The sequence below is a fragment of the Caulobacter sp. SRI_008 genome (genome assembly GCF_057586355.1).
Genome location: NZ_JBYCZS010000016.1, coordinates 106,443 through 131,559, shown reverse-complemented (window position 1 = coordinate 131,559; position 25,117 = coordinate 106,443). Strand labels below are relative to the sequence as shown.

Sequence of the window (25,117 nt, the reverse complement as noted above, 5' to 3'; positions counted from 1 at the left end):
GCTGGCGTCCTTGCACGCTGGTGGGGCGTGGAAACCCCGTGCGTTGATTAGAGCCATAGCGACGAGCCGGAGACGGCTGGCCGCTCGCGTCTGGATTCCAGGCGCGCAACCCGTGTCCGCGGTTCGCGGTCGCGCGCCCTTGTCCGCCCAGGCGTTTCCCTCGCCTCCGTGAGCAGCGGAGTCGGCGATGGATCGGAATCTGAAGAGGCTCGCCACCCAGCCCGACCTGGACTGGGATGATGGCCAAGACATGGACCAGCTCTATCGTCGCCATGCGTCCTGGCTGGGCGGCATGCTGCGCCGACGTTTCGGCCACGGCTTGGATGCGGACGCCGATGACGTCGTGCAGGAGACCTACGCCCGTCTGGCTCCGCACGCGGTGCGCGACATTCGCCGCCCGCGCGCGCTGCTGATGCGCGTGGCCTCGAACCTGGCCAAAGATATTCTGCGCCGCCGCGAGGTTCGGGGACGGCATGCCAAGGCGGTGCGTGATGAGCCCGATGATGGCGCCATTGGAGAGGCGGCGCTGGAGTTGCTGGCCGCCAAGGAGGTCATCCTGTCGATCCCCGAGGCCTATCGCGATGTCTTCGTCTTGAGCCGCTTCCAAGGTTTGACCTATGAAGAGATCGCCACACGCTGCGGTTTATCGGTGAAGTCTGTAGAATGGCGGCTGAGCAAGGCCATCGCTCACTGCGTCAAGCACGTTAAGGACTGAGCGGAAGAAGCGTCACATGAGCCTTTCGACCGTTTCGAGCGACCAAGCCAAGGAAGAGGCCGCGGACTGGTTTGCTCGCCTGAACAAACGCGACGTGTCCGCCGCAGACATGGAGGCCTTTCGACTCTGGCGTAAGGCGCCGGGTCACAAGGAGGCCTATGACGCCGTCGATGCGTTCTGGCGCCGGAGCGCCGCGCTCCAAGCCGACCCCGATATTCAAGCCGCCGTCTCGTCGGCGCTGACGCGTTCGGTCCCTGACCGAAAGTCCGTGCGCCGGCCGATCATCGGCATGGGCTTCGCCGCGGCGATCCTGGCGATCGGCGCGGTCGGGGGCTACGCCCTTTGGGGTCCCACGACCTACACCACCGACGTGGGCGAAACACGAACGGTTCGCCTCGACGACGGCTCGTCCATCGTCCTGGACACCCAGACAAAGGTCAGCGTTCGCTATTCGCGCGCCAACCGCGACATCCGTCTTGATCGCGGACAGGCCTTGTTCGACGTCGCCCATGACGCCACGCGCCCCTTCGTCGTCACCGCCGGCGAAACCTCGGTGAAGGCCTTGGGAACGCGCTTCGACGTGCGGCGGGAAGATGGCGGCGCACGTGTCACGCTCCTGCGCGGCGCGGTGGAGGTGAAGCGCCAGGCCCAAGCCGACACCAAGCCCTTGCGGCTGACGCCCGGGCAGACGCTGTCGCCCAAGACCACGACGCCGACCTTCGCGGACGTGCAGGCTCAGACGAGTTGGACGACCGGCCGCCTGGTCTTCAAATCCGTTCCGCTCGGCGAGGCCGTCGAGGAGGTCCGGCGCTACGATCGTCGCAAGATCGAACTCGATGTGGGCGATCTGGAACGCGCGCCCATCAGCGGCGCGTTCGACGCCGGCGACACCGAAACCTTTGTCAGCTCGGCCGCCGAACTGCTCGATCTGACCGTCACCCGACCGGAGAAGGGGGTCTTCCGGTTGACTCGTTCTGGAGCCCACAACGAGAGCCCCTGATTTTCTTTTCCGCAGGTCCAGGGAGACGAGGCGGCTGACGCGTCAATCCGCCGACGCACTGCGCCGTGCAAAGAAGATCCGTCCCGCGACGGACGCCGCGCGAGCGTCTGAGGGGACCTGTTTCATGCTTTCCGCATCTCTGCGCCGCCGCCTGCTGGCTGGGCTAGCGACCACCATTCTGACCCTGCCGCTCGGGGCCAATGCCGCGCTCGCCGCGCCCCAGGCGCAAACCCAGACGGTCGACTTCAATATCCAGCCCGGATCGCTGGACGGCGCGCTCCAGGCCTTCGCCCATCAGAGCGGGCGCCAGCTGATCTATACGCCGGATCTGGTCGCCGGGCTGAAGACGTCAGGCGTTCGCGGACGCCTGACGTCCGACGAGGCGATCGCCCGGCTGCTGGCCGGCGCCCCGATCGAGGTCCGGCGCGGGGGAACCAACGCTTTTGTTCTCAAGCGGCGCACGACGCCGATCCGTTTCGAGGGCGAGCAGACCGCAATCCCCGACGCGGCCGCTCCAGAGCCCGGCCCCACCGAGGTCGCTGAAGTGGTGGTGACCGGATCGCTGATCCGGGGGGCGGGCGATGGCGCTTCGCCGATCGTCCACCTCGATCGCGAGACGCTGGACAGCGGCGGACATGCAACCCTGGCCGACGCCCTGAGCGACCTGCCCCAGAACTTCGGCGGCGGCTCGACGCCGGCCAACCAGCTGCTCGGCGCTGATCGCAGCTTCACCAACGACTCCGTCGCCACCGGCATCAACCTGCGAGGCCTGGGCAGTTCGGCGACCCTGATCCTGCTTAACGGCCGGCGAGTGGCTGGAACCGGGTTGAAAGGCAACTTCGCTGATGTCTCGGCCATCCCGACCGGCGCGGTCGAACGGGTCGAGGTGCTTCTCGACGGGGCCTCGGCGCTCTATGGGTCGGACGCCGTGGGCGGCGTGGTCAATGTGCGGCTGCGGCGTAATTTCATCGGCGCCGAAACGCGCCTGCGCGCCAGCGTCGCCGAGGGCGGCAAGGCTCAGGAACGGCAGGTCTCCCAGACGGTCGGCTTCGGCTGGACCGGCGGCAACCTCGTCGTTTCGGGCGAGTATCACTATCGCGACGCCTTGTCGGCCCTGGATCGCCGCCTCACCAAAAGCAGCGACCTGCGGGGGCTGGGAGGGACCGACCATCGCAACAGCTTCGCCCATCCTGGGAACATCGTCGCCTACAGCGCCGCGGTCGGGGGCTACGTCCCGCTCTATGCGATCCCGCGCCCCGCGCCAGGGACCAGCCTGAAGCCGACGGATTTCATCGCCGGTTCAGCCAATCTCGGCGATCCGCGCCAGGGCAGCGACACCTTACCCGAACAGGTGCGCGCGAGCTTCTACGCCAGCGTCCGCCAGGATGTCGGCGAGGTCGAACTGTCGGCCGACGCCATCTACACCCATCGCCGTTTCTCCTACTTGCAGGGCGGCCCCACCACGATCCTCACTGTCCGGCAGGCCAATCCCTACTTCGTTTCGCCGACCGGCGCGGCCTCCCACCTGATCGGCTACAATTTCACCGATGATCTTGGCCCTCGCCGACTGTCAGGGCTGGGCGAAAACCTGGGCCTGACCTTCGGCGCGGCGCGAGATTTCGGGCGGACCTGGCGCTGGGACGCCTATGGCGCTTTCAGCATCGACCGAGGCCGTCGCGATCAGAACCGCGCCTTGAACACGCGCTTCCTCAACGAAGCCCTGGGCAATCTCGCCGACGATCCGCTTACGCCCTTCAGCGCCGCCAAAGACGGCTATTTCAATCCGTTCGGGACCAGCAACGCGGCGGTTCTCGACTTCGTCAACAGCGGCTACCAGCGCCTCAAGCGGCGAAACCGGGTGAGCGCCGGCGGCGTCCAGATCGATGGCGTGCTGCTGACCCTGCCGGCGGGACCGCTGAAAATGGCGCTCGGAGTCCAGGCGCGGCACGAGGATTTCATCGTGCGCACCACCAACCTGACATCGGGAACCAGTCCGACGACGAGCGGGGGACGCCTGTTCGACCGTGACGTCTCGGCGGGCTATGTCGAATTGCGCGCCCCTTTGGTTTCGCCGGAAATGGGCGTGCCCGGGATGCAGCGCCTGGAACTTTCGCTGGCCGGTCGGATCGAGCGCTACAGCGACTTTGGCGTCACGCGTAATCCGAAGATTGGCGCGGTCTGGACGCCTATCGAATCCCTGAAGGTGCGGGCCAGCTACGGCACGTCGTTTCGCGCCCCCACGCTCGCCGACATCTATGAGACCTACGCCGTCGGCGCGGCCATCCTGCCCGACACGTCCGGACAGACGCTCATCCTGATGGAGACAGGCGGCAATCCCGACCTGGGCCCCGAAACCGCCAAGACCTGGACGCTGGGGTTCGATCTGGCGTCCCAGGCACGTCGCGGCGCGCGCCTGAGCCTGACCTACTTCGACACCCGCTTTTCCGATCAGGTCGGCCATCCGGTCTATGACGACGTCATCAACGCTCTGACCAACCCGATCTACGCCAGCTTCGTGCGACGCCTCAATCCGACCAATGCGGCGGACATGGCCGCGGCCCAGGCCCTGATCGACCACCCGACCTCGACGGACGCCAAGCTCTTTCCGGCCAACGCCTTCGGGGCGATCCTCGACGGGCGCAACCGCAATGTCGGCGAGTTGAAGGTTCGCGGCCTGGACCTGCAGGCCAGTTGGCCGTTCAGCCTGGCGGGTGACAGCGTCGTCCTCAACGGCGATGCGTCCTATCTGTTCGACTACAAGCGCCAGCTGACGGTCGACGCGCCGACCATCCAGTACGTCGATCTGGCGACCTTTCCGGTCGATCTGAGGGCCAATCTCGGCCTGGCCTGGACGCATGGCGACTTCGTCACCAACGCCACGGTTCGCTATGTCGATGACTATCGGACCTCGGCTGGCGTGAGGATCGACAGCTGGACCACCCTGGACGCCCAGGTCCGGTGGACCGCGCCCTCGACCCGCGGGCCATCGGCGGGGGTCGTGATCGCGCTTTCGGCCCAGAACCTGCTGGGCCAGCAGCCGCCCTTCTATGACGCAGTCCAAGGCGTGGGCTACGACTCCGCCAACGCCGACGTCCTGGGCCGTGTCGTGGCCCTTCAGCTCACCAAACGCTGGTGATCCCCCGGCGGCGCGGCGATCAACGCCGCGCCGCGACGCTTCCCCTCGAAGGACCACCCATGCGACAGCTTCTCGCGGTCGTGGCGCTGTGCTGCGCCCTGGCCAGCTCGCCCAGTCGGGCCGAGCCCTATACGATCAACGACCTCCTCGACGCCGAGACCCTGGTCACCACCCTGGCCTCACCCGATGGGCGCTGGGTCGTTGTGCAGACCTATGCGGGCCAGGCCCATGCGCCGCGGTTCGACTATGACGCCGCCTACTATCTGGCCACCAGCCGACTGCGCATCATCGACCTGACGAAAGCCGCGCCGGCGGCGTTCCTGATCCCGCCGGACCGCAACACCGGTTTCGTGCCGGGGCCGTTCTCGCCCTCTGGCCAACAGATGCTCGTCCACCGCGTCCGCGACCATCACTGGGAGACGGGGGTGATCGACCTGGTCAGCCGGAAGGTTCGCTGGTTTGGCCTGGGCGTGGACTTCTCGGTCCAGGGACGAACGGCCGCCTGGCGGGGAGAAACGGAGATCATCGCGATCACCCATCCGACGGATAGGCCGCACCTGCTGCTGAGGCGCGGGTCGGAACCGCCCGCCACCCTGGCCGCGCGCTGGCGCGCCACGGCGATCGATGGCGGCCCATCGGCCACGATGATCGGCTCGGGGCGGTTCTTGAGCCGCGGCGGATCAAACATCCCAGCGACGCTGGTGCGGCTCGACATCGAGACCGGCAAGGCCTCGTCCCTGGCCAAGGGCGATTTCCTCTATCTCGAACTGGCGCCGAACGGACGGTACGTCGCGGCGGTCAAGGAGGGCGCCGACACCCAGCCGAGCGCGCTGGAGCCCGTAACCGGCGGCACAGCGATGCGGCGTCGCGATCTCGTCGTCGTCGACCTGGAGACCGAGCAGGTTCTCGCGCCTTGCCCGTCCTGCGATCTGTCACCGTTTCTGCTGTCGTGGGCGCCGGGCGGGGACCGGCTGTTGATCCATGCCAGGCGCCCAGGCCAAGCCTTGCAGGATGGGCGGCTGGCGGTGATCTCCCCGGCCCGAGCGGGCGCCGATGCGGTGTCCTGGCTCCTCGGCTTTCGCCCAGCCATGGGCCGCACCAACGAGGGCTTCGAGCTGATCCAGGCCGGCTGGCTGGCCGACCTTCCTGTCGCCTGGGGCGCGCCGGACGCTGCTTCCTCCTCGGCCGCCAGCGCCTGGTGGCGCCTTCGGGGGGCGGGGCCAATCGCTCCGCTGCCGGCCGGAGCGGAAAAGGCGGCGCGTCTCTATCAGACGCCGGGCGAGGACCTGTTGGCGCTCGATGGCGATCGACTCCTGGCCATCGATGCTCGGAGCGGTCAGGCCAAGCCGGTGCTCGAGGGCTTTACGCCGATCAGAGCGCCCTCAAGCCAGATCTCCGGCCTGGATTTCGCGCGCGCCGGCCCTGAACACAACCTTGTCGGCGTCGCCAAGGGGCGGCTCGTGCGCGTCGCATCCGCCAAGGTCGAGGACTTCGGGCCAGCGCCCGCCGGTCTGAACCTGATCACCGCCCGCGGCGCGGCCGTCACCCTCGAGCGCGACGACCACGGCGTCCAGACGCTATCCATTGTCGATCACGGACAGCGCCGGGCCGCGGCGGTGCTCAATCCGCAGTTCGCCACGCGCGACCTCAACCTCGTCAAGCCGGTGAAGCATCGCGCTCCAGATGGCTTGGAAGTCACCAGCTGGTTGATGCTGCCGCCAGAATGGAAGCCCGGCGATCGGCCGCCGATCGTGGTCGTGCCCTATCCGAGCCGAAGCCACTTCTCGCCGTCGAAGCCGCCATCGGACCTGCTGCCGGGCCTGGCCGTGACCAATATCTCCGCCCAGCTGATCGCGGCGCGCGGTTACGCCGTCCTCTATCCGAGCCTGGTGCGCAGCCCAACGGACGACCCTGGCGAAGGCATGGCCTCGGCCATTCTCACCGCCGTCGATGCGGTCGGCGCCGCCGGACTGGCCGACGCTGATCGCGTGGCCCTCTGGGGCCATAGCTTCGGCGGCTACATCGTCCTGTCGGCCGCGACACAGTCGCCAAGGTTCAAGGCGGTCATCGCCTCGGCCGGCATCACCGACCCCTTCAGCGCCTGGGGGCAGGTTCGCGGCAACGCCGCGCGCACGCGCCCGGAGGAGGGGTTCGTCTTCAACGCCGGCACGGGGTATCTGGAGACGGGCCAGATGCGTGTGGGCGCTCCGCCGTGGGTCGCGCCACACCGCTATATCCGCGCCAGCCCCTATCTCAACGCCGACAGGATCACCGCGCCGGTGCTGCTGATCTACGGTGATCTCGACGGCTACGGCGCCACCCAGGGCGAGGAGATGTTCTCGGCCTTCTATCGCCTGGGCAAGGACGCCAAGCTTCTGACCTTCTGGGGCGAAGGCCATGTGGTTCTGGCCCCTGAAAACATCCGCCGGCTCTATGCTGAAAGCTTCGCCTTCCTGGATCAGGCGCTAGATGTTCCCGTACCCGAGGCGAACAAGCCGTGAGCGCCAGGACCGCACCCAAAGCTCCATGACGACCATGCCGATGATGTCGCGGTAGGGATCGCTCCAGATCAGATGCTCCGGCGTGAGCATCGCGTCGACCACGTCGCGGCGTAGAAGGCCGGCCTCGGCCAAGGCGCCGTCCAGCAAGAGGTCGCGCAGCTGCGGCAGGTCGCGCGCGAGGGCCTGGCCGTAGTGCCGGCTAAGGTCGCCCTTGGAGCGACGGTCTCGCACCAGCGAGGGCAAGCGGTCGGCGAAGGCGGCGCGGGCGAAGGCGCGATCGTCACCGCCCTGCGTCAGGGTGAGCGACGACAAGCTCAGGGTCGCTTCCATGACGGGCTGGGCCAACAGCGGGTTGACGACGTCGGCCACGCTCGAACGCGCCGAACGGCCCGTCACCAGCAGCACGCGGGCCAAGCCTTCGACCTGCGCGCGCTTGGTCGGCGTCAACCCCTTCAACGCCTTGCGCCACAGCGGCGGGGGGCGGCGCCGGGCCGCCGTGATCGCGACCGCAGTCAGGTGTCGCGGCGGTGGCGATGTTGGGTGGCCAAGCCCGACAGCGCCCGCCAAGCCAAGACGTGTGACCCGCCAGACCGAGGTCTGGGCGCGGCGCGCGATCTCCATCAGGGCCTTGGGCCGCCAACGCCATGGCGGTGTGTGACGCAAGTAGTCGCCGCCGAGCCATCGGCTGCCGCCCTGCATGAAGACGACATCGCCGCCCAGACCGGTGACGATCTGCGCCACACCAAGATCGCGACAGCGTCTTGCCAGATCCTGATCGTAGGCCGCATCGACCAGCCGAAAGCTCGGACGAGCGCTGGGGCTGCCGTGCTCCAGGCCGCCAAGATCGACACCGGCATCGGCCTTGACCGCCTCGGTCAGCACAAACCCGTTCTGGCGGGCCACGGCGCGCGCGAAGGTCCGCTCATCGCCATGAGGATCGACGACATGATAGTTGAGCCACCCCCGCACGTCGGTCCGCGCCCTGACGAGGCTGGAGGCGACGATCGCGGAATCGAGGCCGCCAGAAACTTCCGCCAGGGTCGCTCTTCGCCCGGTCAGCGCGGCGATCGTGCTGTCGATCACCGCGACGAGCCCGACTTGACGATCCACCGCCCCATCCAGGGCCAGACGCGCGAACCGGTCTGGCCGCCAGATCAGCGTTTCGGCCTTGTCGCCGCCCAGCTTCCGGAGGCCGCCCGGGGTGATCGTGGTCAGCCCGACCAGCGGCGTCGCGCCGGCCAGGTGCATTCGGTCGCAGAGCGCAGCGCCGACGACCGCCCAGTCGATGGCCAGCGCCCTGGGCGCGGCGTGATCGAGATCGGCAAGCAGGTCCGACGCGACGATGCCCACGCCGTCCCGTCGCCAGGCGATCGCGTCGAGCCCGCCGGACGGGTCGCGATAGACGGCCTCGGCCAAGCCGTGCGCCCCCCGGAAGATCGCGGCATAGCGGCCCCACCCTCCCTGGCTCAGTTGGTGCGACGTGACGGACGGATCGCCACGGATCTGTTCGACATCGTCGCCCCAGTAGTCGCCGATGAGGACGAGGCGTCCGCCTTGAAGGATGCGCACGGCTGGCGGCCGGTCCAAGGGCACAAGCAGCAACAGGCCGGGCTCGCGCGCTTCCAGGCGCCATGACGACGCTAGGGGCGCGGCGATCGCTTCGGCCTGGGCGCCAGCCGCGAGGTCCGACATATCCCAGGTGAGCATGACGTAGTCGCGCATGTCAGACGACCAGGATCGGCGTGTAGGCGACCAAGCGCTCGGCCCGGTCATCGAGCACAGTGTCACCGATCTGCAGCCAGCAATGAGCCTCGAAAGACCAGGTCTTGACGCCGAACACCCAGTCCGCGTCGAAACCGGCCTGTCGCAGGAAGATCAGCAACAGGAAGGCGCGATAGAGGCAGACCCCGGGAAACGGCGCCAGGGGCAGAAGCCTGCGAAAGAGCGCGACACGCCGCACAAGATCCGCGCTGATCTCTCGAGGCGGCGCCGTCGGACGATGCTTGGCGGCATATGTGATCAGTTCGGCGAAAGGTCGTCGGTAGTAACGTCGCAGCATCACGCCATAGGCGACCACGGCGTCCAGAAGCTCCCGCGTCGCCAGCCTGGGCGACGGCGGCGATCCAAGATCGAGGCTCGCCCGCGGAGGCGGTGCGCGACGAAGAGGGTCAGGCTCTCCAAGCAGTGCGAGGTCCGAAAGATCCGCCGCGAGATCGGCGTCGAGGATCTCCAGATCCGACCCGGACGGGCTGAAAGCGTCCGCGCCGTTGGGCAGGCAGAAGTATTCGCCCTTGCGGGTATCGAGCAACACGATGTCCTGGCCCAGGCGCGCGCCATGGACCCAGCCAGCCAAATGCATGTGTCTTTCCGGCAGTGCGGGTTTACGGCAAAGCGCGGCGGCGGCCCGCGGGCGCGCCGCCGCGATAGATCAGCCGGCGAACTCGCGCGGCTGCATGTTCAGCTCGATGCTGAAGTTGAAGCCCCCGCGGGTCAGGCGCTTGGCCGAACCCAGGCGAACGATGGTGGTGGTCTTGTCCTTGGATCGCATGATGCGCTCCTCAGCGAGGCGCCCGGAACGGACGCGCGTTGATGTCAGGAACGGTCGCTGACCGGGGCGGCCAGCGCCCGGGGTGATCAGCCGGCGACCTGCTTGGGCTCCAGGTTGATCTCGAGGCTGACGGTGCCGTCGCCCTTGGTCAGGCGCTTGGCGTCGCCGACGCGGACGAGGCGGAACTTACGGGTCTTGGTCATGACACGCTCCATATCAGTGTTGATCGCACAATCGCGACAACACATCAGGCGCATCCACCACCCTGCATTGATAGTATATTGGGCCTATAACCGGGATATATTCGCACGAGCCCGCAGGGCGCGGACGACATCGCCAGCGCGCTGCCGACGGACCTCATGCAGGGCGTCGATCGCCCCCTGAACCGCGCCGCCGCCGCCGCGCCCCGCGGCGAGAAGGCCCAGAAGCTCCTCTCGGACGGGAAAGATCTGCGCTTCCACGACGATGGCGGGGGCCAAGCGATCGGCGGTCTGTCGGTAGGCTTCCTGGAGGGCGCGATTGCCCGCCTGAGCGATGATCCGATCAAAGTGCAAACCAAGCTGTTCTCCCTGGCCGATCGGATCCTCGGCCGCTGGGACGGTGTCATGAAGTTCTGACCTCGGCGCGGCCGAAAGGGCGTCGACGAGGTAGAGACGCCGCATGCTGTAGAGCTCGACCAGATCGGCGACGTCGAGGCGACGGGCGAAGTAGCCTCGGCCTCTCTGGTCCTCGATCAGCCCCTCTCCCGCCAACCTGGAAAGGGCCTCGCGCACCGGTGTCGCGCTCAGACCCAGATCATCGGCCAGCTCGGTGATGGTCAATGGCTCGCCCAGCACCAGGTCGCCCGCGCGGATACGGTGGCGTAGAGCGCCGAGGGCGGCTGTGAAGGGGTCCCTGGCTTTACCGGGCGACGAAATTCTCACGCGTGTCTCCAGACAACGAAAGCGCACGCCAGTTCATCGCTTCGCTACGCCACCATTACACAAATAGTCGCACAACCTTCATCGTTCAACCGCAAGATATGGTCGGTATATTATACCTATGCGCAAGATATTTGCGCCAATACGCAATATATTTGCGCACCACGATTTGCGATTTACTTGATAGTGCAGCGACCGGCGAGATCCTACGGCGGCGCGAGCCATTCCCTTGGGCTTCCGGGCGGGTTGTGGCTATCGCCGATCACCAAAGCCTTGCTACACCTTCAGGTAGATTGCGTATGCGTGGGCTGAATGACGGATAAGGACCCCGACAGCAAAAAGCGCGCTCATCTTCTGTCTCGCGCCCTGAAGGCGGTTCGCGGCGTTCGCAGCGGCGCCAAGTCACGCGATCTGGCGGCCGCCTTGGGCTTGTCCTTGCGGGGCTACCAGCATTTCGAGGCCGGCGGCGGCCAGCTCAATGTCGACCATGTCCTCAGGTTCGGCGCCGCCCTCGATTGCGACCCCATCGGCGTCCTGGCAGCGGTGCAGATCGGCCGACCGGAGTTCGCCGCCTATGTCGCTCAGAACAAGGCGATGGTGGCCTTGATGATCACGCTGCAGGAGTTCGTCGAGGACGCCGGCGAGGATATCGCGCGGCTTGAGACCACGACCTTCGTCTCGGCCTACCGGGCGATGTTCCAAGATCTGTCTCGCCAGGCCAAGGCCGCGCGGGAGCAGAATGACGCTTGGGTCGCCAAGAACGCCGGACGGGTGGGACTGCCCGTCGCCCCTGACGAGGATGAGGACGGATCATAGACCAAGACCACGGGCGCGCCCCGGCTCGAATGTCACCTCGCCCCCAATCGCGACACGCCCCATAATGGTGCGGCCCAGATGAGACTCAAGGCCCGGACGCCAGGGCGCGAGGCGAAAGCCCAATCCGTCCTCGATCATGGCAAAGCGCCCGGACGCCAGGTCGAGGCGCCGGCGATAGACCCCGGCGAAGGTCTCGCCCGCCTGAGCCTCGGCAAGCGGGGACAAGCCGGTCTCGCCGGCGATCCGCGCACGGACCGCCTCTAGCTCTCGGGTCTGAAGCGTCGCCAGAAGGCGGGGGGCGAATGTCACCCGCCCGTCGCGCCGCTCAGCCAGCCCCCGCGCGAGCAGGACCTCGATCCGGCTTTCCGCGGCGGCGGTCGCTTCGGCGCCGAAGCCAGCTTCGCCTCCGCCCTGCGCCTGCCGCAGGATCCGCCGGTCCAGCCAGGTCGCCCCCTCGGCGTGGATCTGGCCGTCGAGCGACAAGTCACTGCGGGTCGCCAGGAACCGGGTGCGCGCGCTTGGAGGCGCGCGCAATTCCACGATCGCCCCCGGGCGGGCGTCGCCCGTGTCTTCCAGGTCGGCGAAACCCAGATGATGCTGGCGACCGTCCAGACCATCAATGATCGCATAGGCCGATCCCGTCAGCTCGTCGCGCAGACCGCGCTCGACCAGTCGGCCGACGACCGGCTGGGCGGCCTGGTCGTCGTGGATCACGAAGCGTCCGGGCTCCACCGCTCGTCCCTCGCCCGCCATGGCCCGATGGAGGGTCTTGATGATGTCGCCCCGGATGGAGAGGTCGCGTAGTCGCGCTTCGAGATCGGGCGCCAGTCGCCAACGGGCGGGCCCGAGCGGTTCGGCCAGGCCCAGCTTCTGCAGGTGCGACGCACGCCCCAAGGCGCGCCGGCCGTCATCTGGATCGCCCGCCTGGCGACGCAGGTCCAGCCGTCCATCGTCGTCGGCCTTGCGGACGAGACCGCGGTCCAGACCGGTCCAGCGGTCTGCGGCGATCTCTGCGTCCAGGCCTTTGGCGATCTCACGCGCCGTGCGCGGACCAAGCTCCAAGGTGACGAGATCCTGAGCCCGGCCGCGCAAGCCCTGAGCGAGGTAGTCGCCGGCGATCACCAGGTCGCGCCCCTGCGCCCGCCCGCGAACCAGAACATGAAGGTGGGGATTGTCGGTGTTCCAATGATCGACAGCCACCCAGTCCAACCGCGCGCCGAGGTCCTGCTCGGCGCGCGCCATGAGGTCACGGGCAAAGCCGCGAAGATCCGACATCGCCGGCGCATCCTCCGGCGAGATGATGAAGCGGAAATGGTGGCGATCGTCCTGGCAGCGCGCGGCGAAAGCGGCGACATCGGCGCGCTCACCGGTCGCGTCGAACATGGCGGCCTTCTCGCCGTCGCGCGTGACGCCTTCACGCTCGAGATAGGCGATATGCCTGGCCAAGGGCGCGGCCCGAAAGCGGCTTCCCCGATGGCGCACCACTCGGGTCTTGACGACCACGCGACGGCGACTGGCCGTCAGGTTGGCGCTGCGCCCCGCGCCCCGCGCCAGTCCGCCGCGCGCGACGGCTCGGCCCCGTCGCGCGCCCGCGCCCGGATCGTTGGCTAGGGCCGCCGCGCGCTTGACCTGACCGAGGAAGGAGCCGGTCGAGAGCCCGCCCCGTTCGGCCCGGCTGCGTCCCGGTCGCACCAGAAAATCGTCGTCGAACTCACTCATGAGGCCACCGATGGCGCGGGGCCATCTGAAATCCTTGAGCAAATCTCGCCGTGCGCCAGCCGGCTCCGAGCGCCGACGGCGCTGCGACCCCGCGCCCCACAACGCCTCGCGCGCACACCGACGGCGGTGCTTTTATCTGGCCATCGCCTTTGCCTTCTCCAGGACGCGCCAAGGCCCGATCGGATCATGAGGTTCATCGGCTGCTCTCAACGAAGAGCGCCTGGGGCGGCGAGCGCCAGCGCGCCGACCAGGCGGGTGGAAACAGGCCCGCCGCGCGCCAATCCGCAGACCCCGGCGCGCCGGCGATCCGATCGCGCAGCTTGGCGACATAGGCCACGGTCTCAGGCGGCAGAGGCCGGCCGCTCAAGCTCTGCTCATAGCGACCCGGCCCTGCGTTGTAGGCCGACAGAAAGCCCTCGCGCCCATAGCGGTCGAGCAACCAGCGCAGGTACGCCGTCCCAGCCAACACGTTGTCTTCCGGGTCGAACGGATCATCGCCCAGGCCCAGTTGCGATCGCAGGTCCGACCAGGTGCCCGGCATCAGCTGCATCAGGCCCATGGCGCCGGCCGGCGAGACGGCGCGCCGGTCGCCGCCGCTCTCGACCTGGATCACCGCTTCGATCAGTCTGGGCTCCAGATCAAAGCGCTCGGCGGCGCGCAGGACCGCTGCCTGGTGGGCCATGGCCAGGCCTGGCCAAACAGCCAGCAGTCCAGCGAGCAAGAGCGGAGCGATCCGTCCCTTCATGGCGCGCCAACCTGAGCGCTCGATGGCCAGGTCCAGACGGGACGGGCCACGCCGCGCACAGACGCCAGCGGGGTGGGTCCCAGGTAGCGGCCGTCGAAGCTGCCTTCGACGGTGGAGACGACGAAGATCTCATCGGCGGCGAGCTTGCGGCAACCGCGCCATTGCGGAAGCAACCGGCCAGCGCCGTCGTGGTCACGGACGCGCACCAACGCCGTCCCGTCGACCACCAGCCGGTCGCCGATCCGGCAGACGCTCGCGCCAGGCAGGGCGGCGACAGGCTTGATCAGGGGCACGCCCCGGGGAAGCCATCCCGCCTCCGCCAGCCACGCTGCGGTCAGCGACGGCGGGTCAAAGACGACGAGGTCGCCGACCTTCGGCGCGGCCTGGGTGAGGCGATAAAGGCCGACCGGCACGCTGGCGGTGGCGTTCCAGAAGAGGCCCGGCGGGAGCGGACGCCATGCCAGAAGCAGACAGGCCCCGCCACCTAGGGCAAGCACCCACCGCCTCATCACGAGGCCTGCAGTCGCAGCAACCAGGCGCGATGGCGCGCCCGATCATAGGCCCTGGGCGCCTGGCCAGATTGCAGCCGGTTCTGAACATGACCCCAGTAGGCTGGCGCGATGCGTTCGGGCGCGAACCCCGCAGCCTCGACCGCATCGATCGCCGCGAGCCCTCGCTGCACCCGTGTCCAGCCGCTGAACGCGGCCAGGACCTCCGCGCCGGGACGAACACCCGGGCGGGTGGTGAAGGCCTGGCCCGGCGCGACGGCCCGCAGGATATCGAGGTCCGAGCTGGTCGTGCCGTAGTCGCCCCCCGACCAGCGCACGACGGCGAACACCGCCCCGGCCGCAAGTCGAACCGTGCGCCGGCGACGGTCATGACGCACCTCGTCGCAGACCGCGCCGAACCTGAGCCAATGCTCGATTTGCGCCGGCCGCCAGATCAGCTCGACCTCGGTCATCGCCAGCGCGGTCATGGCGCGGCGTCCGGAAATTCGCGGTCGAAGAGTTCGCGGACCATTTCGGCGACCGTCTGGCCCCGACCGAAGGCGGCGATCTTGATCCGCGCGCGGCAGGCGGGCGTGACATCGATCGTCAGGCGAGCGCTGTAGGCGGAGGGGCGCTCTGGCGCGTCGGCGGCCTTGACCCAGGCTTCGGCGGCGGCGGGTCGCGCGGCGAAGGATCTGTCGCTCATGGCGCGAGCCCTTCGATCTCGGCGGCGAGGGCCCGGATGTCGCGGGCGGCCAAGCCGTCGGGATCCAGTTCGCCGACGACCTGGCCGCTCTGCATGGCCTCAGCGAAAGCGACCCGCTGGCCGACGGCCTTCTCCAGGGCGAAGGGCTCCTCGCGCGCCAGAGCCGCCGTCGTCTCGCGCGCGATCACAGTTCGCGCCAGGCGACGATTGACCAGGAAGCGGGCCTTCAGCTGCGGCCGATAGAGCCGGGCCTCGGTGATGAGCCGCAGCATCTCGGCCGACGCCCAGCCGTCCAGCGGCGAGGGCTGGACGGGCACGAGGACAAGATCGGCCGCCAGCAGCGCCGAGCGCATCAGGGGGGCCACGCGGGGCGGACCATCGATGATCAGGTGATCCGCATGACGGGCCAGGCCTGGAACCTCCTGGTGCAGGGTCTCACGGGGTAGGCCGATGACACCGAAGGCGCGCGGCAGGCCGGCCTGTTGCCGCGCCTGGGCCCAGTCGAGGGCGGAGCCTTGCGGGTCGGCGTCGAGCAGGGTCACGCCGCGCCCCTGGCTCGCCCAGAAGCCGGCGAGATTGATCGCCAGCGTGGTCTTGCCCACCCCGCCCTTCTGATTGAGAAGCGCGACGATCATGGCCGACCACCCTTCTGGGCGCGCGGCGCGGCCCGGGCCGGGTAAGAGTTAGACTCTGGGTTAGAGTCCAAGTTACGGGTTGCGCAAACCCTTGCCTGGAAAGGCTCGTTAGGCTTGGCGTGCGCCTGATCTCCCGAGCCGCCTGCGCCTGATGTCACGTGCCTTGCCGCGCCTGATCTCACGACCCTGTCCACAGGCTCGCCCAGGGCGATTTCCACCACGGCCGGAACGATGCGCAGGCGCTCGGGGCCGTGCGCGCGGTCCAGAAAGAGCTGGTAGCCCGGCAAGGGCTGGCGGGCGACGATCCGGCGGATATCGAGGGCGAAGTCAGACGGCCTTGCGAGGCTGCCGGACTTGAGGTGCAGGTGGGACAGCTCGAAGACCCAGCCCTGAACCTGGCGACCGGCGTGCTTGCGCGCCACCCGATAGAGCCAGCGCTCAATGCCGCCCGTCAGACGGAAATAGGCCGGATCGATGGTCAGGACCAAGGAGCGATCGACGACGCCGCGATAGAACCAGTCCGGGAGCACGATCTCCACGCCTTCGATGCGCCCGTCGCGCGTCGCGCGCTCTTCCCATTCGTTGATCCAGGAAAATTGCTGACGCCGCCAATGCTCGCCCTGACGAATGGTGGTGGCCACGACCGTGGACTGCAGGCGGCGCAAGGCGGCCTTGAACAGACGATACTCGGTGGCGCCGGTCGCCCGACCCACGCCCGTCAGCAGCTGATAGGGGGTGAACTGCAGCCGACGCGACGTGCGCAGGCCGTGGTTCTCCGCATCGACGATCTGGGAGGCCGCCCAGATCAGCACGTCGGCGTCCCAGATCGTGGCCATGCCATGCTCGGGCAGGCCATGGACCTGAACCTCGATCGCGCCGGCGCGGTAGAGGATCGGACGCGTCCGGCGCGACTTCGACAGCGAGAAGAACGGACGCTCCATCAGGTCGCGTTGATCGCGGGGCGTGGCGTCGCCGTTGACGACGATGAAGGGATCCAGGCGCTCGCGAGGGCGGATCGGGAAGTTCGGCGGACGTCCCATGCTCAGACCAGGCCCGTATTCGACACCGCCGCGTGGCGCTTGGCCGGCAAAACGTCGCCGACGCCCGGATCGGTGGTGGAGGTCTTGGCGCCGCGATCGGCCCAGGCCTGGAGGTCCTCGATGGCGTAGACCACGCGCCCGCCCAGTTTGCGGTAGGCCGGGCCAGTGCCGAAGGTGCGATGCTTTTCGAGCGTGCGGTGCGAGAGGCCAAGATAGGCGGCCGCCTGCTGGGTGCGAACAAAACGCGGCGCGCCGCTGGCGGGCGTGGCGGACATGGTCGAACTCCCTGGTCTCGTGGCGATGGCCGGGATGACCCCGCGCGGACTGGGGCAAGCTGGCGAGGTCGGACAGCGCCGGGGGAGTGCGAAGACGGCGGTGCGATTTTCGCACCCCCTGGGTCAGATCAGCAGGTCGCGATAACCGCCTTCGACCAGGGCCGCCCCGTCGCGGGCCAGGCGCATGGTGGCGTCGCGCAGGGACGAGGACTTCCAGGGGGCGGCCGAGACACGGGCATGGCCATAGAGCGCGATGGCGATGTCTCGGTAGGCGGCCCCGCCGCGTCGGCCGTCCAGCGTGCGAAGCATCGCCTTGAGCCGCAGGCGCCGCTGGCGGGTGAGCGGATCGGGTCGTGGCATACCGCCCTGCAGCTGTCGCCAAAGCCCCGCCAAGGCTTCCAGGCGATTGGGCAGGCTGGCGTCCAGAGGCAGGACCGCGGCCATCGGCGTTGCGGCGGCGTCGGCTGCCAACAGCAGCAGACGACTAAGACCCGGACCTGACCCAAGCGACCACCCGGCCTCGCTCGGAACTCCATCGGGTGGAGGCAGGACCATGCCCGAGGCCGTCGGCGACGAGGCTAGCAGGATGAGGCCGGCGTCGTCTTCGGCGCGCCAGCGGACCTGCGCATGATGAGCGTCAAGCGAAGGATCGACGGGGAAATCGCAACCCCCAGCGCGTCGTCCAGTCGGCCGCCCCGATGGCGGGCGCGGTCTGGAAATCCTTCTGATAGTCTGGGTTCCGGCGAAGATATTCCCAGGCCAGATCGGCGGCTGAAAGATCGTCCAGATAGTCGTAGGCTTCAGCGGATCGCCACCGAGACGCGTCTGGCGACATGAGCAACTCCGGCAAGGCTCACTCAGAGATTGAGCCTCGTGAGGGTCTTCCGTGGTCGGAGCACGCGGGTAGACCCGGCCGTGGGGACAGGTGATGCCACGCCGGCATCACTTACGGCCGGCGCTGGCCAACAGATCGCGATAGCCGGTTTGCGCCATCCAGCGCGCGCGCTGCAGATGCGCGTCATGGATCCGGTGGGCGCGGTCGGGATCGGCCTCGACGTCGAGATCCAAGATCACGGCCGCCGCCTCACGCCAATCAGCATGGGCGGCGGCGGCGTCCAACAGGCGCAGATAGGCCAGCAGGTGGACGCGATCGTAGTCGGTGACCTGCGGCTCGCAGATCGGCGCATCTCGAAGATCACCGTGGTCCATCGGGCCTCCCACTCCCGGCCGGGATGTCACCCTAGTGGAAAACACCAGGGAAGGGATGGCTCCTGCACGGCATCGGGCGATGCGTCTGCGGCATCGCCCTTGGAGGTCAGCCTAGTGCGCGGGGGCGGGGCTCCTCGCGCGCCTTGTCATCGGACTTGCGGATCCAGCTGAGCGCGAAGGGCTCCTCACCGGCCATCAGCCGAGCGTCCAGCGGCTCGGCCCAGGTCGGATCGTCGAGCTTGAGATTGAGGATGGCGCCGCTGGCCGCGTCGCTTGGCCGCCAGGCCGCGCCGCATTCGACATCGCCGACATAGGCGCGAAACTCCGGCGCGCGCGCCGAAATCTTCTCCACCGGCGTCAGGCGCACGGTGGCGTCCAGTTGCAGGGTGCTGAGCCGGCCGACGAAACCTTCGCCGTCGCGCCGGAAGTAGCCGATCGTGGTCATGGCGGATCCTTTTCTGAGGAGGTCGCGGCGACGGATCCAGCCTAGGGTGGGGGACCGCCAGATCACGTCGCCGCTCGCCCATCGGGGCGATCGCGAGGCGCTCGACCAAGTCGGCGGACCGGCTCGCGTCAGGACGATGACCGGCATGCTCTGCCCCTCGCAAGGCGCCTCACACGCCGATCGGGCAAAGACAGGCGCTGGCGTGGATTGGCGTAGGCGGCTGAGGCGCGCCGACACGAACTAGCTTTCCAGTTCGACGATCTTGCGCCGCTATCGACCGCCCAGCTCAAGCTTCGCCGGGAGCTCCACGCGCCGAACTGCGCGCCAGTGGGGCCAGGGGCGACCACTGACCTCCTCGACCTCGAACCAGGCCTCTTCGCCCTCGAAGTCCGGAACTCGTTCCCGATCGATGAAGCTGTTGCGGCTGCGCTGGGCCCGGCGGGTCCCGCCCTCGAAGGTGAACATCAAGGTCTTGCCGTGACCCTCGCCGCCAAACTGGCGCACGCGCACCAGCTTGACGACCATCTTATGGATGACCCGCTCCGGCAAAGGGGCGTGCGTCGTCGCGCGCCTACGAAGGCGTGGGGGCGGCATGGCGATCTCCTTGTTCCCGAAATGTTCTCACGTCATCCCGTGACGGAGTCAACAGGCGCTCCTCCCCGGATCGAGGCGGCGAGGTCAGGGCCGCCCCATGACGCCCTGTCCCGACCGCCGCGTCAGCTTGCCCCTCAAGGCGCTTTGGCGCCGAAGACTTCATCGATCAGCGCCTTCATGAACCTCGCGCCTAGGCGAGCCAGTGCGATCGGCGCGGGAGGGTCGCCAATGTCGTAGGCGAAGGCTTCGGGCACCGGCAGCGGCTTTCGCCCCTCGATCGGCCGCAGACGGATAGACTCGGGGAAGAAGGCCAGGACCGGCGGTGGATCGTCGGTCGTGGGGATCAAGGCAAAATCCGGCAGAAGCGCGCCCGGGCGCGTGCCGCGAATTTCGATCTCGTAGCCGCCCAGGGCGCCCAGAGCGATCGCGGCCTCGGACTTCGCGACCACCTCAAGCAAGGTATGGCTGTCGGCGTTGCGGGCCATGTGCAGATAGTTGAGCGCCGGGTCGCGTTGCACCCGCGATTTCCAGGATTGATAGAGGCCGCGCGCCTGGCGCCCGCCCGCCGCGTCGCAGAGCTCCAGCGCCTGGTACCAGTAGACCAGGAAATCGCTCCAGTGGCGCTCGGCGTCCTCGAAGGTTTCGGATGCCTCCAGTCCCGCGAGGGCCTCTTCAACCCGTCCAGCCTTGATGGTGATCGACCGGCTCATAGCCTCCCCCTCGCCACGGACGCCTGGCGACCTACACCTGTCTAGACAGATAATCCAGACCCCAATAGACGTCGAAGTTGTCAACATCACTTATCTTTACTACGCACTTCTTGACACACGAAGTAAAAGTGTGTAGAGTGCCATTTCAAGTTGGACTCGCCCGACTTGATCCCCGAAAACCTATCTCTCGGCGTCGAACCCCGACGCGTCACCGAGGAGAAATCCCCTATGTATAAGGACCTCTACACCTATGACCCTCCCTACCAACCTGCCTGACGTCATCAACGCCATCGCCTTCTTGGCCTTCGTTCTCGGCGTCGTGTTCTACGTGCTCCCCGCCATCGCCAAGCCGCTCAGCATCGCCCAGAAGCTGGCCTTGTCGATGACCTTGTCCGGCGGATCGGCCTTCAGCATCACGGTCGACGCGCCCAACGCGACCATGACACCGCAGAGTTCGCCGCCGGCGATCACCGCGCCAGCGCCGCCCCAGGCATCGCTGCCGTCGCCGACCTCTCCCCCTCCCGCGATCTAAGGCCCGCAGGCCGTTCACGACCGATGCGCCGAGCGTCCCCCCTGTGCGTTTCCCGCCAGGGCGCGCTTTGACGCGTCGGTCGGCGCGGCGGCCGCCTCAAACAACGGGAAGGTCATCCTCACCGTGGTCGTCGGACTCTGCTGGCGGCGACAGGAACTCAAGCAAGCCGCGCAACTTGGCCAGGAGTTCCTCGTAGGTGACGATGATCACGTCGTTGAGCCCGTTGCGGAACAGCTCCAACGATTTCAGCTGTGCCGGATCCTTCGGAAGGGCCCCGGCGATGACCAGGCACTTGACGGCATAGACCTGCCGGTCGGCTTGCCGAGAGGCGAACTGCAAAAGCGGCAAGCTCAGCGCTAGCTGGTAACGCTGATCGAGAACCTGTGTGACCGCGCCTGCCAGCTCCGGCGACGGCGGGTACACCCCGCCGCGGTACTCGGCGCCGAGAAGACGGGTCGCGGGCTTCTTGATCTCGACCAGGGCGATGTTTTCGGTCAGTCCGTTGCGCGCCATGAAGTCGGCGATCTTCTCGCCGCCGCCGGAAAAGGTTCGCCCGCCCACGGAAACCCGCTCGCCGATCACCGCGATTGGCAGGCTGAACGCCAAGTTCAGCACGAAGGGGTGCTCAAGGAAAAAGGCCTGCCAATCGGCCTCGCTGAGCGACCTGGCGATCATCGTCGTCATGCGCGCGATCAGCGTCTCCAGCGTGACCACCTCTAGCTCACGCTGCAGCTCCATCAGCGCAGCTGGCTCGTTCAGCGCGAGATCCTGTTTGGCGGCCGAGACCACCTTGATCGCGGCCGCCTTGTCCGCCGACGACAGGCGGTCGACAGCGACGGACGCCCCAACCGTCTTGAAGATAGTGTCGGGTTTGTAGGGTCGCTGGGCTTGTGGAAACCGTTGCGGCAGGATGGCGGTCAGCAGGCTGTTGTGCGCCAGGACCACCTTGTCGCCGCTCGCGGAGGTCAAGGCCTGGCTGTGAATCCGCCCCAGGCCCAGACGTACAGCCTCGAAATCACCGAAGGTCAGGACGTAGGTCCCGCCCGAAAGTCCCGAGGCGCGGGTGCGGCTGACCACGAGCGTGTCGACCTCGGCGATCTTCTCGATCGCGGCGATGATGTAGCGAATGTCCTTGAGCAGCCCCAGGCCATATTCGGGATCGCGAATGAACCCCGCCGGCAATCCAGCCAGCGCCGGTTCGGGCCCGTCTTCCTCAAAGACCCCGGCCAAGCCGAACCCCTCCAGGGTGATGGCGCGGATCCTGTTGTACTTGGGCCCCAGAAAGTTGGGGCGTCCCGGAAGCGTGCCGTGCGGCCGGACCGTGAACCGGTCGCTCGCGACCGCGACGTCGATCAGACTGATCAGCGCGTTGTCCCGCGTGACGGCCAGGCCGTAGTCCTGCGCCTCGGCGACCCGCGCGTCGGAAAGCCGATAGGTGACCGAGTGATCGCCTTCGTTGTCGGTGAAGGCCAGGAACTCGCCTTTCGGCGCTTGAGCGTCTGCAAACCGGCTTGGCACGGGATCAAGGCTCCGAAGGGATCAGGCCCGCAGGCCCAGCTAGAAGACGCCAGCCTTCAGCTTCTCGACATGATCGAGCGTCTCGTCCACGGCGAGAACCGCACGAAGCTTGGCCTCTTCCAGGCTGCTTCGCCAGTGAGGGATCGCCGGATCATATCCATTTGGTCCGTCACCGATGTAGCGTGCATGCACCTGCCATCGCCCCTTGGACTGCGGCGTGATCGTCAGCCGCACGTTCTGAACCTCGGCCGTAAGACCGCCGCCGTCGCGCTCGCGCCACTGCGTGGCCGCGACAAGCCGCTTGGCGCGCATCTGCTCGCGTTCGAGCAAGGTCAGGATCACGTGCATTTCGCCCGACAGGCGCGCGTCCTCGCCCGCCATGCGCTGGATGCTGCGCAAGATGGTTTTCATCTCGCGCTTGTCTCCCAACGCCGACATCAGCATCGAAAAGCTGCTCTGGTTGAGATTGAGATCGTTGATCGCTTGCCGCAGCTTTGCGGCTTCGCGCGCTTCGGGACTGTCTGGCGGCTGGTCGTTCATGGACAAATATTACGACGTTTTGTCGTAATCTCAATACGACAAAACGTCGTTCTCGTTCTACCTCGCGTCGGCGGGCAAAAAAGAAGGCCCGGCGTCGCCGCCGGGCCAGTTCATTAGGGAGGAAACGCCCAGGAAGGGCAGAGGCGAGATCGCCTCACGGGTCCAGAGCTAGGCGTCGGCTCGCCAGTTCACAAGGCCGCTCGCCACCAACACCGCATGCTGATCCCAATGCCGCCGGAATATCCAAATCAGCGGCGACCGGCGCCGCTTGCCTGATCATGCCGCGCCCATCCAAGCGACAGGATCGCTTGACGGCGCCGCCGGTCGACCGTCCATTCTCATGCAAGCTTCGCCAGGGGGAGAGCGACGCTGGTGCGTCAGACGCCCGCGAGCCATTCGCCTCGCGATCGCGGAGAGCCTTCCTTGACGCCCGACACCACGCCCCACCCGATCGATCTGCATGTCGGCGCCCGCTTGCGGCTTGGCCGCAAGATGCGCGGCGTGCCCCAGCGCGTGCTCGCCGACGCCTTGGGGATCAGCTTTCAGCAGGTCCAGAAATACGAAAGAGGGACAAACCGGATTTCAGCATCCGTGCTCCTGGCCCTGTCGCGGCTCCTGAAGCTGGAGATCGCCTGGTTCTTCGAGGGCCTAGCGCCGACCGGCGAGGCGCCACACGATGCGGCCCAAGAGGCCGTCTTGGTCCAGCGCGGCCAAGCCCTGCGGCGCTTCCTGGCGACACGCGAAGGACCCGAGTTGGCGCTCCTGGTGGCGGGGCTACCCGTTCGCCAGCGTTTTCAGGTCCTCTCCCTGATCCGCGCCTTCGCCGACACCGAACATCTGGACGCGGCCGAATAGGCCGGCGGCGCGGGCCGCCGGCCCTGCGGTCAGCCGACCAAGGCCTTGAGGTAGTCGACCGCCTTCTGGGCGTGCGCGGCGGCGCCGAAGATCGCCCGCTTGTCGCCCTCCAGGACCTTCAGCCAGGAACCGATATAGGCCGCGTGGTCGGCGCGTGGCCTAAGGTCCACGCCCAGTTCGGCGCAGAGGAACGCAGCGCCCAGCTCGGCCACCAGTTCCTCGCGCGCATAGCCCTCGTCGCCGAAGGTCTTGCGGCCAAGATCACGGTCGAGCCGAGAGGGGTGACGGGTCCAATGGACCGTCTCGTGAGCCCGGGTGGCGTAGTAGTCGTGCGGGGTGGCGAAGGCGCCAAACACCGGGATGCGGATACGGTCGGCGATGAGGTCGTAGCAGGCCTGATCGCCGCCATGCGTGACCTGCGCCTGCGTGGCGGCCAGAAAGGCGTCGGCGCGGGCGATGCGTTCGCTTTCCGGCAGGGTCGGCGGCGCGGCCTGAAAGCGTTCGGGCAGTCCGTCGATCTGCTCGACATTGAAGACCCTGTAGGCCTTCAGGAAGGGGATCGAGCGCTCGACGTCTTCGCCCTGCTCGTTGGTCTCCTGGCGGGTGATGCGGTTAGCGTAGACGACGGTGGTTCCGGTCTCGCCCTTGCGCACCGCGCCTCCCAGTTCGAGGGCTTGCTTGAAGGTCATCCAGATCGGCGCGCCGTAGCCCCGTTCGAGGGCCGCGCCCCAGAGCACCAAGGTGTTGATGCCGGAATAGGGCTCCAAGCTGTGGCGCAGCGGCCGGGAGACGGGTCCGGCGGCATGACCGGCGGTCCAGGGTTTCGTCCAGGGGGTCACGCCCTGGGAAAGGTCGGCGAGGATCTGATCGGTGATGGACGAATAGGGATCTTGGCGGGTCGCGCCGTTCGGGCGCGAGGTCTTGTCGGCGCGCGACATGGCGGCCTCCTTGCGTCTTGAGAGAAGGGGCTCCCCGCCGGGCGGCGGGGAGCGATTGGCGGGTCAGGCCTGCGGCGCGTCGTCCGCCTCGGGCTCGAGCTCGGGGCCGGAGTCGGCGCCGCGACGCTTGGTCGGACGGGTCCAGACCAGATCGAAGCCGTCCTCGGCCGCGAACAGGCGGGCGTTCACCGCCGCCGGGAAGCTGATGTCGTCGAGGCTGACCGACAGGAAGTCGACGCCCTTGCCGGACGTGTACTTCCAGGCCGAGCCGATCTCGGCGCCCTCGGCATAGACCCGGTAGACGGGCTGCGACTTGGCCGGATCGCCGTCGATGGCCTTGAACACCACGTTCGACACGCGGATTTGCAGGGTGTGGATGGAGCCGGTGAAACCGTCGGCCGTGGCCTTGAACTTACCGATGCGAGCCATTGGAGCTTGCCTTTCGCTGGTTTCGGGCCGCGCCTATCGCGGCCTCGATGGCGCTTGCGAAGACCGGGGACGGGGGAGGACGGCAGGTCGCGTCAGCGAGCCC

Annotated in this window: 28 protein-coding genes; 7 read left to right on the top strand and 21 right to left on the bottom strand. The window is 67.7% G+C overall.

The genetic code is table 11. The features are described 5' to 3' along the window. Positions 1-187: 187 nt before the first annotated feature. The 4 genes from AC2YHT_RS15710 to AC2YHT_RS15695 all read left to right on the top strand — a co-directional run bounded on the left by AC2YHT_RS15710 (position 188) and on the right by AC2YHT_RS15695 (position 7,352). Entirely contained in the window at positions 188-715 is a 528-nt protein-coding gene (locus AC2YHT_RS15710; RefSeq protein ID WP_487290717.1) for an RNA polymerase sigma factor, read from the top strand. Between the two features lie 16 nt (positions 716-731). Continuing rightward, positions 732-1,715, top strand: a complete 984-nt coding sequence (locus AC2YHT_RS15705) for a FecR family protein (protein WP_487290716.1) — start codon at positions 732-734, stop codon at positions 1,713-1,715. 124 nt (positions 1,716-1,839) lie between these two features. Then, the gene (locus AC2YHT_RS15700; RefSeq protein ID WP_487290715.1) at positions 1,840-4,851 is read left to right on the top strand and encodes a TonB-dependent receptor domain-containing protein; all 3,012 of its coding nucleotides are present in this window, start codon (positions 1,840-1,842) and stop codon (positions 4,849-4,851) included. 59 nt (positions 4,852-4,910) lie between these two features. After that, positions 4,911-7,352: a S9 family peptidase gene (locus AC2YHT_RS15695; protein ID WP_487290714.1), complete on the top strand. Its 2,442-nt coding sequence runs from the start codon at positions 4,911-4,913 to the stop codon at positions 7,350-7,352. Here the strand turns inward: AC2YHT_RS15695 and AC2YHT_RS15690 are convergent. From AC2YHT_RS15690 to AC2YHT_RS15680, 3 genes are all read right to left on the bottom strand, one after another. Then, positions 7,317-9,074: an asparagine synthase-related protein gene (locus AC2YHT_RS15690; RefSeq protein WP_487290713.1), complete on the bottom strand. Its 1,758-nt coding sequence runs from the start codon at positions 9,072-9,074 to the stop codon at positions 7,317-7,319. The genes AC2YHT_RS15695 and AC2YHT_RS15690 overlap by 36 nt on opposite strands. Position 9,075: 1 nt before the next feature. Beyond that, positions 9,076-9,711 carry a lasso peptide biosynthesis B2 protein gene (locus tag AC2YHT_RS15685; RefSeq protein ID WP_487290712.1) on the bottom strand — a complete coding sequence of 212 codons (636 nt, stop codon included), beginning with the start codon at positions 9,709-9,711 and terminating at the stop codon, positions 9,076-9,078. 476 nt (positions 9,712-10,187) lie between these two features. After that, complete coding sequence (locus AC2YHT_RS15680) at positions 10,188-10,823, bottom strand: GntR family transcriptional regulator (protein ID WP_487290711.1); 636 nt, start codon at positions 10,821-10,823, stop codon at positions 10,188-10,190. Positions 10,824-11,132: 309 nt separating this feature from the next. Between AC2YHT_RS15680 and AC2YHT_RS15675 the strand changes: the two genes are divergently transcribed. Further along, on the top strand, positions 11,133-11,636 hold the full coding sequence (locus AC2YHT_RS15675; RefSeq protein WP_487290710.1) for a hypothetical protein: 504 nt from the start codon (positions 11,133-11,135) through the stop codon (positions 11,634-11,636). Here AC2YHT_RS15675 and AC2YHT_RS15670 read toward each other — a convergent pair. The 14 genes from AC2YHT_RS15670 to AC2YHT_RS15605 form a co-directional block, all read right to left on the bottom strand. After that, positions 11,631-13,355, bottom strand: a complete 1,725-nt coding sequence (locus AC2YHT_RS15670) for a relaxase/mobilization nuclease domain-containing protein (protein WP_487290709.1) — start codon at positions 13,353-13,355, stop codon at positions 11,631-11,633. The two genes, AC2YHT_RS15675 and AC2YHT_RS15670, sit on opposite strands and share 6 nt — an antisense overlap. Before the next feature lie 193 nt (positions 13,356-13,548). Further along, complete coding sequence (locus AC2YHT_RS15665; RefSeq protein ID WP_487290708.1) at positions 13,549-14,100, bottom strand: lytic transglycosylase domain-containing protein; 552 nt, start codon at positions 14,098-14,100, stop codon at positions 13,549-13,551. After that, positions 14,097-14,597: a S26 family signal peptidase gene (locus AC2YHT_RS15660; protein ID WP_487290707.1), complete on the bottom strand. Its 501-nt coding sequence runs from the start codon at positions 14,595-14,597 to the stop codon at positions 14,097-14,099. Before AC2YHT_RS15660 ends, AC2YHT_RS15665 begins: the two co-directional genes overlap by 4 nt. A gap of 11 nt (positions 14,598-14,608) precedes the next feature. Continuing rightward, complete coding sequence (locus AC2YHT_RS15655) at positions 14,609-15,076, bottom strand: DUF2840 domain-containing protein (protein WP_487290706.1); 468 nt, start codon at positions 15,074-15,076, stop codon at positions 14,609-14,611. Beyond that, positions 15,073-15,294, bottom strand: a complete 222-nt coding sequence (locus AC2YHT_RS15650) for a hypothetical protein (RefSeq protein ID WP_487290705.1) — start codon at positions 15,292-15,294, stop codon at positions 15,073-15,075. The genes AC2YHT_RS15655 and AC2YHT_RS15650 overlap by 4 nt, the downstream gene beginning before the upstream one ends. Continuing rightward, positions 15,291-15,929: a ParA family partition ATPase gene (parA, locus tag AC2YHT_RS15645; RefSeq protein ID WP_487290704.1), complete on the bottom strand. Its 639-nt coding sequence runs from the start codon at positions 15,927-15,929 to the stop codon at positions 15,291-15,293. The genes AC2YHT_RS15650 and parA overlap by 4 nt, the downstream gene beginning before the upstream one ends. Next, positions 15,926-16,969 carry a replication initiator protein A gene (locus tag AC2YHT_RS15640; RefSeq protein ID WP_487290703.1) on the bottom strand — a complete coding sequence of 348 codons (1,044 nt, stop codon included), beginning with the start codon at positions 16,967-16,969 and terminating at the stop codon, positions 15,926-15,928. Before AC2YHT_RS15640 ends, parA begins: the two co-directional genes overlap by 4 nt. 2 nt (positions 16,970-16,971) lie before the next feature. After that, a complete protein-coding gene (locus tag AC2YHT_RS15635) occupies positions 16,972-17,244 on the bottom strand; it encodes a helix-turn-helix transcriptional regulator (RefSeq protein WP_487290702.1) in 273 nt (90 codons plus the stop codon). 123 nt (positions 17,245-17,367) lie between these two features. Further along, entirely contained in the window at positions 17,368-17,688 is a 321-nt protein-coding gene (locus tag AC2YHT_RS15630; protein WP_487290701.1) for a DUF2285 domain-containing protein, read from the bottom strand. 193 nt (positions 17,689-17,881) lie between these two features. Continuing rightward, positions 17,882-18,079 (bottom strand): transcriptional regulator domain-containing protein, encoded by a 198-nt coding sequence (locus AC2YHT_RS15625; protein ID WP_487290700.1) that lies wholly within the window; start codon positions 18,077-18,079, stop codon positions 17,882-17,884. A 107-nt stretch (positions 18,080-18,186) separates the two neighbouring features. Continuing rightward, the gene (locus tag AC2YHT_RS15620) at positions 18,187-18,453 is read right to left on the bottom strand and encodes a DNA -binding domain-containing protein (protein WP_487290699.1); all 267 of its coding nucleotides are present in this window, start codon (positions 18,451-18,453) and stop codon (positions 18,187-18,189) included. A 106-nt stretch (positions 18,454-18,559) separates the two neighbouring features. Then, positions 18,560-18,898: a DUF736 domain-containing protein gene (locus AC2YHT_RS15615; RefSeq protein ID WP_487290698.1), complete on the bottom strand. Its 339-nt coding sequence runs from the start codon at positions 18,896-18,898 to the stop codon at positions 18,560-18,562. Between the two features lie 270 nt (positions 18,899-19,168). Continuing rightward, complete coding sequence (locus AC2YHT_RS15610) at positions 19,169-19,423, bottom strand: hypothetical protein (RefSeq protein WP_487290697.1); 255 nt, start codon at positions 19,421-19,423, stop codon at positions 19,169-19,171. Between the two features lie 203 nt (positions 19,424-19,626). Next, positions 19,627-20,202, bottom strand: coding sequence for a hypothetical protein (locus AC2YHT_RS15605; RefSeq protein ID WP_487290696.1), 576 nt, complete (start codon positions 20,200-20,202; stop codon positions 19,627-19,629). Positions 20,203-20,452: 250 nt separating this feature from the next. On the opposite strand from AC2YHT_RS15605, the gene AC2YHT_RS15600 reads away from it, so the two are divergent. Beyond that, a complete protein-coding gene (locus AC2YHT_RS15600) occupies positions 20,453-20,734 on the top strand; it encodes a hypothetical protein (protein WP_487290695.1) in 282 nt (93 codons plus the stop codon). A 96-nt stretch (positions 20,735-20,830) separates the two neighbouring features. Here AC2YHT_RS15600 and AC2YHT_RS15595 read toward each other — a convergent pair whose 3' ends face one another. Together AC2YHT_RS15595 and AC2YHT_RS15590 are read right to left on the bottom strand one after the other, a co-directional pair. Beyond that, the gene (locus AC2YHT_RS15595) at positions 20,831-22,252 is read right to left on the bottom strand and encodes a Shedu immune nuclease family protein (RefSeq protein WP_487290694.1); all 1,422 of its coding nucleotides are present in this window, start codon (positions 22,250-22,252) and stop codon (positions 20,831-20,833) included. 39 nt (positions 22,253-22,291) lie between these two features. Beyond that, the gene (locus AC2YHT_RS15590) at positions 22,292-22,792 is read right to left on the bottom strand and encodes a hypothetical protein (RefSeq protein WP_487290693.1); all 501 of its coding nucleotides are present in this window, start codon (positions 22,790-22,792) and stop codon (positions 22,292-22,294) included. A 423-nt stretch (positions 22,793-23,215) separates the two neighbouring features. Between AC2YHT_RS15590 and AC2YHT_RS15585 the strand changes: the two genes are divergently transcribed. Next, on the top strand, positions 23,216-23,647 hold the full coding sequence (locus AC2YHT_RS15585) for a helix-turn-helix domain-containing protein (RefSeq protein WP_487290692.1): 432 nt from the start codon (positions 23,216-23,218) through the stop codon (positions 23,645-23,647). A 29-nt stretch (positions 23,648-23,676) separates the two neighbouring features. Here AC2YHT_RS15585 and AC2YHT_RS15580 read toward each other — a convergent pair whose 3' ends face one another. Next, positions 23,677-24,585, bottom strand: coding sequence for an ArdC family protein (locus AC2YHT_RS15580; protein WP_487290691.1), 909 nt, complete (start codon positions 24,583-24,585; stop codon positions 23,677-23,679). Positions 24,586-24,648: 63 nt separating this feature from the next. Continuing rightward, complete coding sequence (locus AC2YHT_RS15575) at positions 24,649-25,014, bottom strand: DUF736 domain-containing protein (protein WP_487290690.1); 366 nt, start codon at positions 25,012-25,014, stop codon at positions 24,649-24,651. Between the last annotated feature and the right edge of the window lie 103 nt (positions 25,015-25,117).

What these genes read in the sequence shown, in the direction of transcription:
- AC2YHT_RS15710 (WP_487290717.1), top strand. Translation starts at nt 188, where the DNA reads ATGGATCGGAATCTGAAGAGGCTCGCCACCCAGCCCGACCTGGACTGG.
- AC2YHT_RS15705 (WP_487290716.1), top strand. Translation starts at nt 732, where the DNA reads ATGAGCCTTTCGACCGTTTCGAGCGACCAAGCCAAGGAAGAGGCCGCG.
- AC2YHT_RS15700 (WP_487290715.1), top strand. Translation starts at nt 1,840, where the DNA reads ATGCTTTCCGCATCTCTGCGCCGCCGCCTGCTGGCTGGGCTAGCGACC.
- AC2YHT_RS15695 (WP_487290714.1), top strand. Translation starts at nt 4,911, where the DNA reads ATGCGACAGCTTCTCGCGGTCGTGGCGCTGTGCTGCGCCCTGGCCAGC.
- AC2YHT_RS15690 (WP_487290713.1), bottom strand. Translation starts at nt 9,074, where the DNA reads ATGCGCGACTACGTCATGCTCACCTGGGATATGTCGGACCTCGCGGCT.
- AC2YHT_RS15685 (WP_487290712.1), bottom strand. Translation starts at nt 9,711, where the DNA reads ATGCATTTGGCTGGCTGGGTCCATGGCGCGCGCCTGGGCCAGGACATC.
- AC2YHT_RS15675 (WP_487290710.1), top strand. Translation starts at nt 11,133, where the DNA reads ATGACGGATAAGGACCCCGACAGCAAAAAGCGCGCTCATCTTCTGTCT.
- AC2YHT_RS15670 (WP_487290709.1), bottom strand. Translation starts at nt 13,355, where the DNA reads ATGAGTGAGTTCGACGACGATTTTCTGGTGCGACCGGGACGCAGCCGG.
- AC2YHT_RS15665 (WP_487290708.1), bottom strand. Translation starts at nt 14,100, where the DNA reads ATGAAGGGACGGATCGCTCCGCTCTTGCTCGCTGGACTGCTGGCTGTT.
- AC2YHT_RS15655 (WP_487290706.1), bottom strand. Translation starts at nt 15,076, where the DNA reads ATGACCGCGCTGGCGATGACCGAGGTCGAGCTGATCTGGCGGCCGGCG.
- AC2YHT_RS15650 (WP_487290705.1), bottom strand. Translation starts at nt 15,294, where the DNA reads ATGAGCGACAGATCCTTCGCCGCGCGACCCGCCGCCGCCGAAGCCTGG.
- parA (WP_487290704.1), bottom strand. Translation starts at nt 15,929, where the DNA reads ATGATCGTCGCGCTTCTCAATCAGAAGGGCGGGGTGGGCAAGACCACG.
- AC2YHT_RS15640 (WP_487290703.1), bottom strand. Translation starts at nt 16,969, where the DNA reads ATGGGACGTCCGCCGAACTTCCCGATCCGCCCTCGCGAGCGCCTGGAT.
- AC2YHT_RS15635 (WP_487290702.1), bottom strand. Translation starts at nt 17,244, where the DNA reads ATGTCCGCCACGCCCGCCAGCGGCGCGCCGCGTTTTGTTCGCACCCAG.
- AC2YHT_RS15630 (WP_487290701.1), bottom strand. Translation starts at nt 17,688, where the DNA reads ATGGCCGCGGTCCTGCCTCTGGACGCCAGCCTGCCCAATCGCCTGGAA.
- AC2YHT_RS15625 (WP_487290700.1), bottom strand. Translation starts at nt 18,079, where the DNA reads ATGTCGCCAGACGCGTCTCGGTGGCGATCCGCTGAAGCCTACGACTAT.
- AC2YHT_RS15620 (WP_487290699.1), bottom strand. Translation starts at nt 18,453, where the DNA reads ATGGACCACGGTGATCTTCGAGATGCGCCGATCTGCGAGCCGCAGGTC.
- AC2YHT_RS15615 (WP_487290698.1), bottom strand. Translation starts at nt 18,898, where the DNA reads ATGACCACGATCGGCTACTTCCGGCGCGACGGCGAAGGTTTCGTCGGC.
- AC2YHT_RS15610 (WP_487290697.1), bottom strand. Translation starts at nt 19,423, where the DNA reads ATGGTCGTCAAGCTGGTGCGCGTGCGCCAGTTTGGCGGCGAGGGTCAC.
- AC2YHT_RS15605 (WP_487290696.1), bottom strand. Translation starts at nt 20,202, where the DNA reads ATGAGCCGGTCGATCACCATCAAGGCTGGACGGGTTGAAGAGGCCCTC.
- AC2YHT_RS15600 (WP_487290695.1), top strand. Translation starts at nt 20,453, where the DNA reads ATGACCCTCCCTACCAACCTGCCTGACGTCATCAACGCCATCGCCTTC.
- AC2YHT_RS15590 (WP_487290693.1), bottom strand. Translation starts at nt 22,792, where the DNA reads ATGAACGACCAGCCGCCAGACAGTCCCGAAGCGCGCGAAGCCGCAAAG.
- AC2YHT_RS15580 (WP_487290691.1), bottom strand. Translation starts at nt 24,585, where the DNA reads ATGTCGCGCGCCGACAAGACCTCGCGCCCGAACGGCGCGACCCGCCAA.
- AC2YHT_RS15575 (WP_487290690.1), bottom strand. Translation starts at nt 25,014, where the DNA reads ATGGCTCGCATCGGTAAGTTCAAGGCCACGGCCGACGGTTTCACCGGC.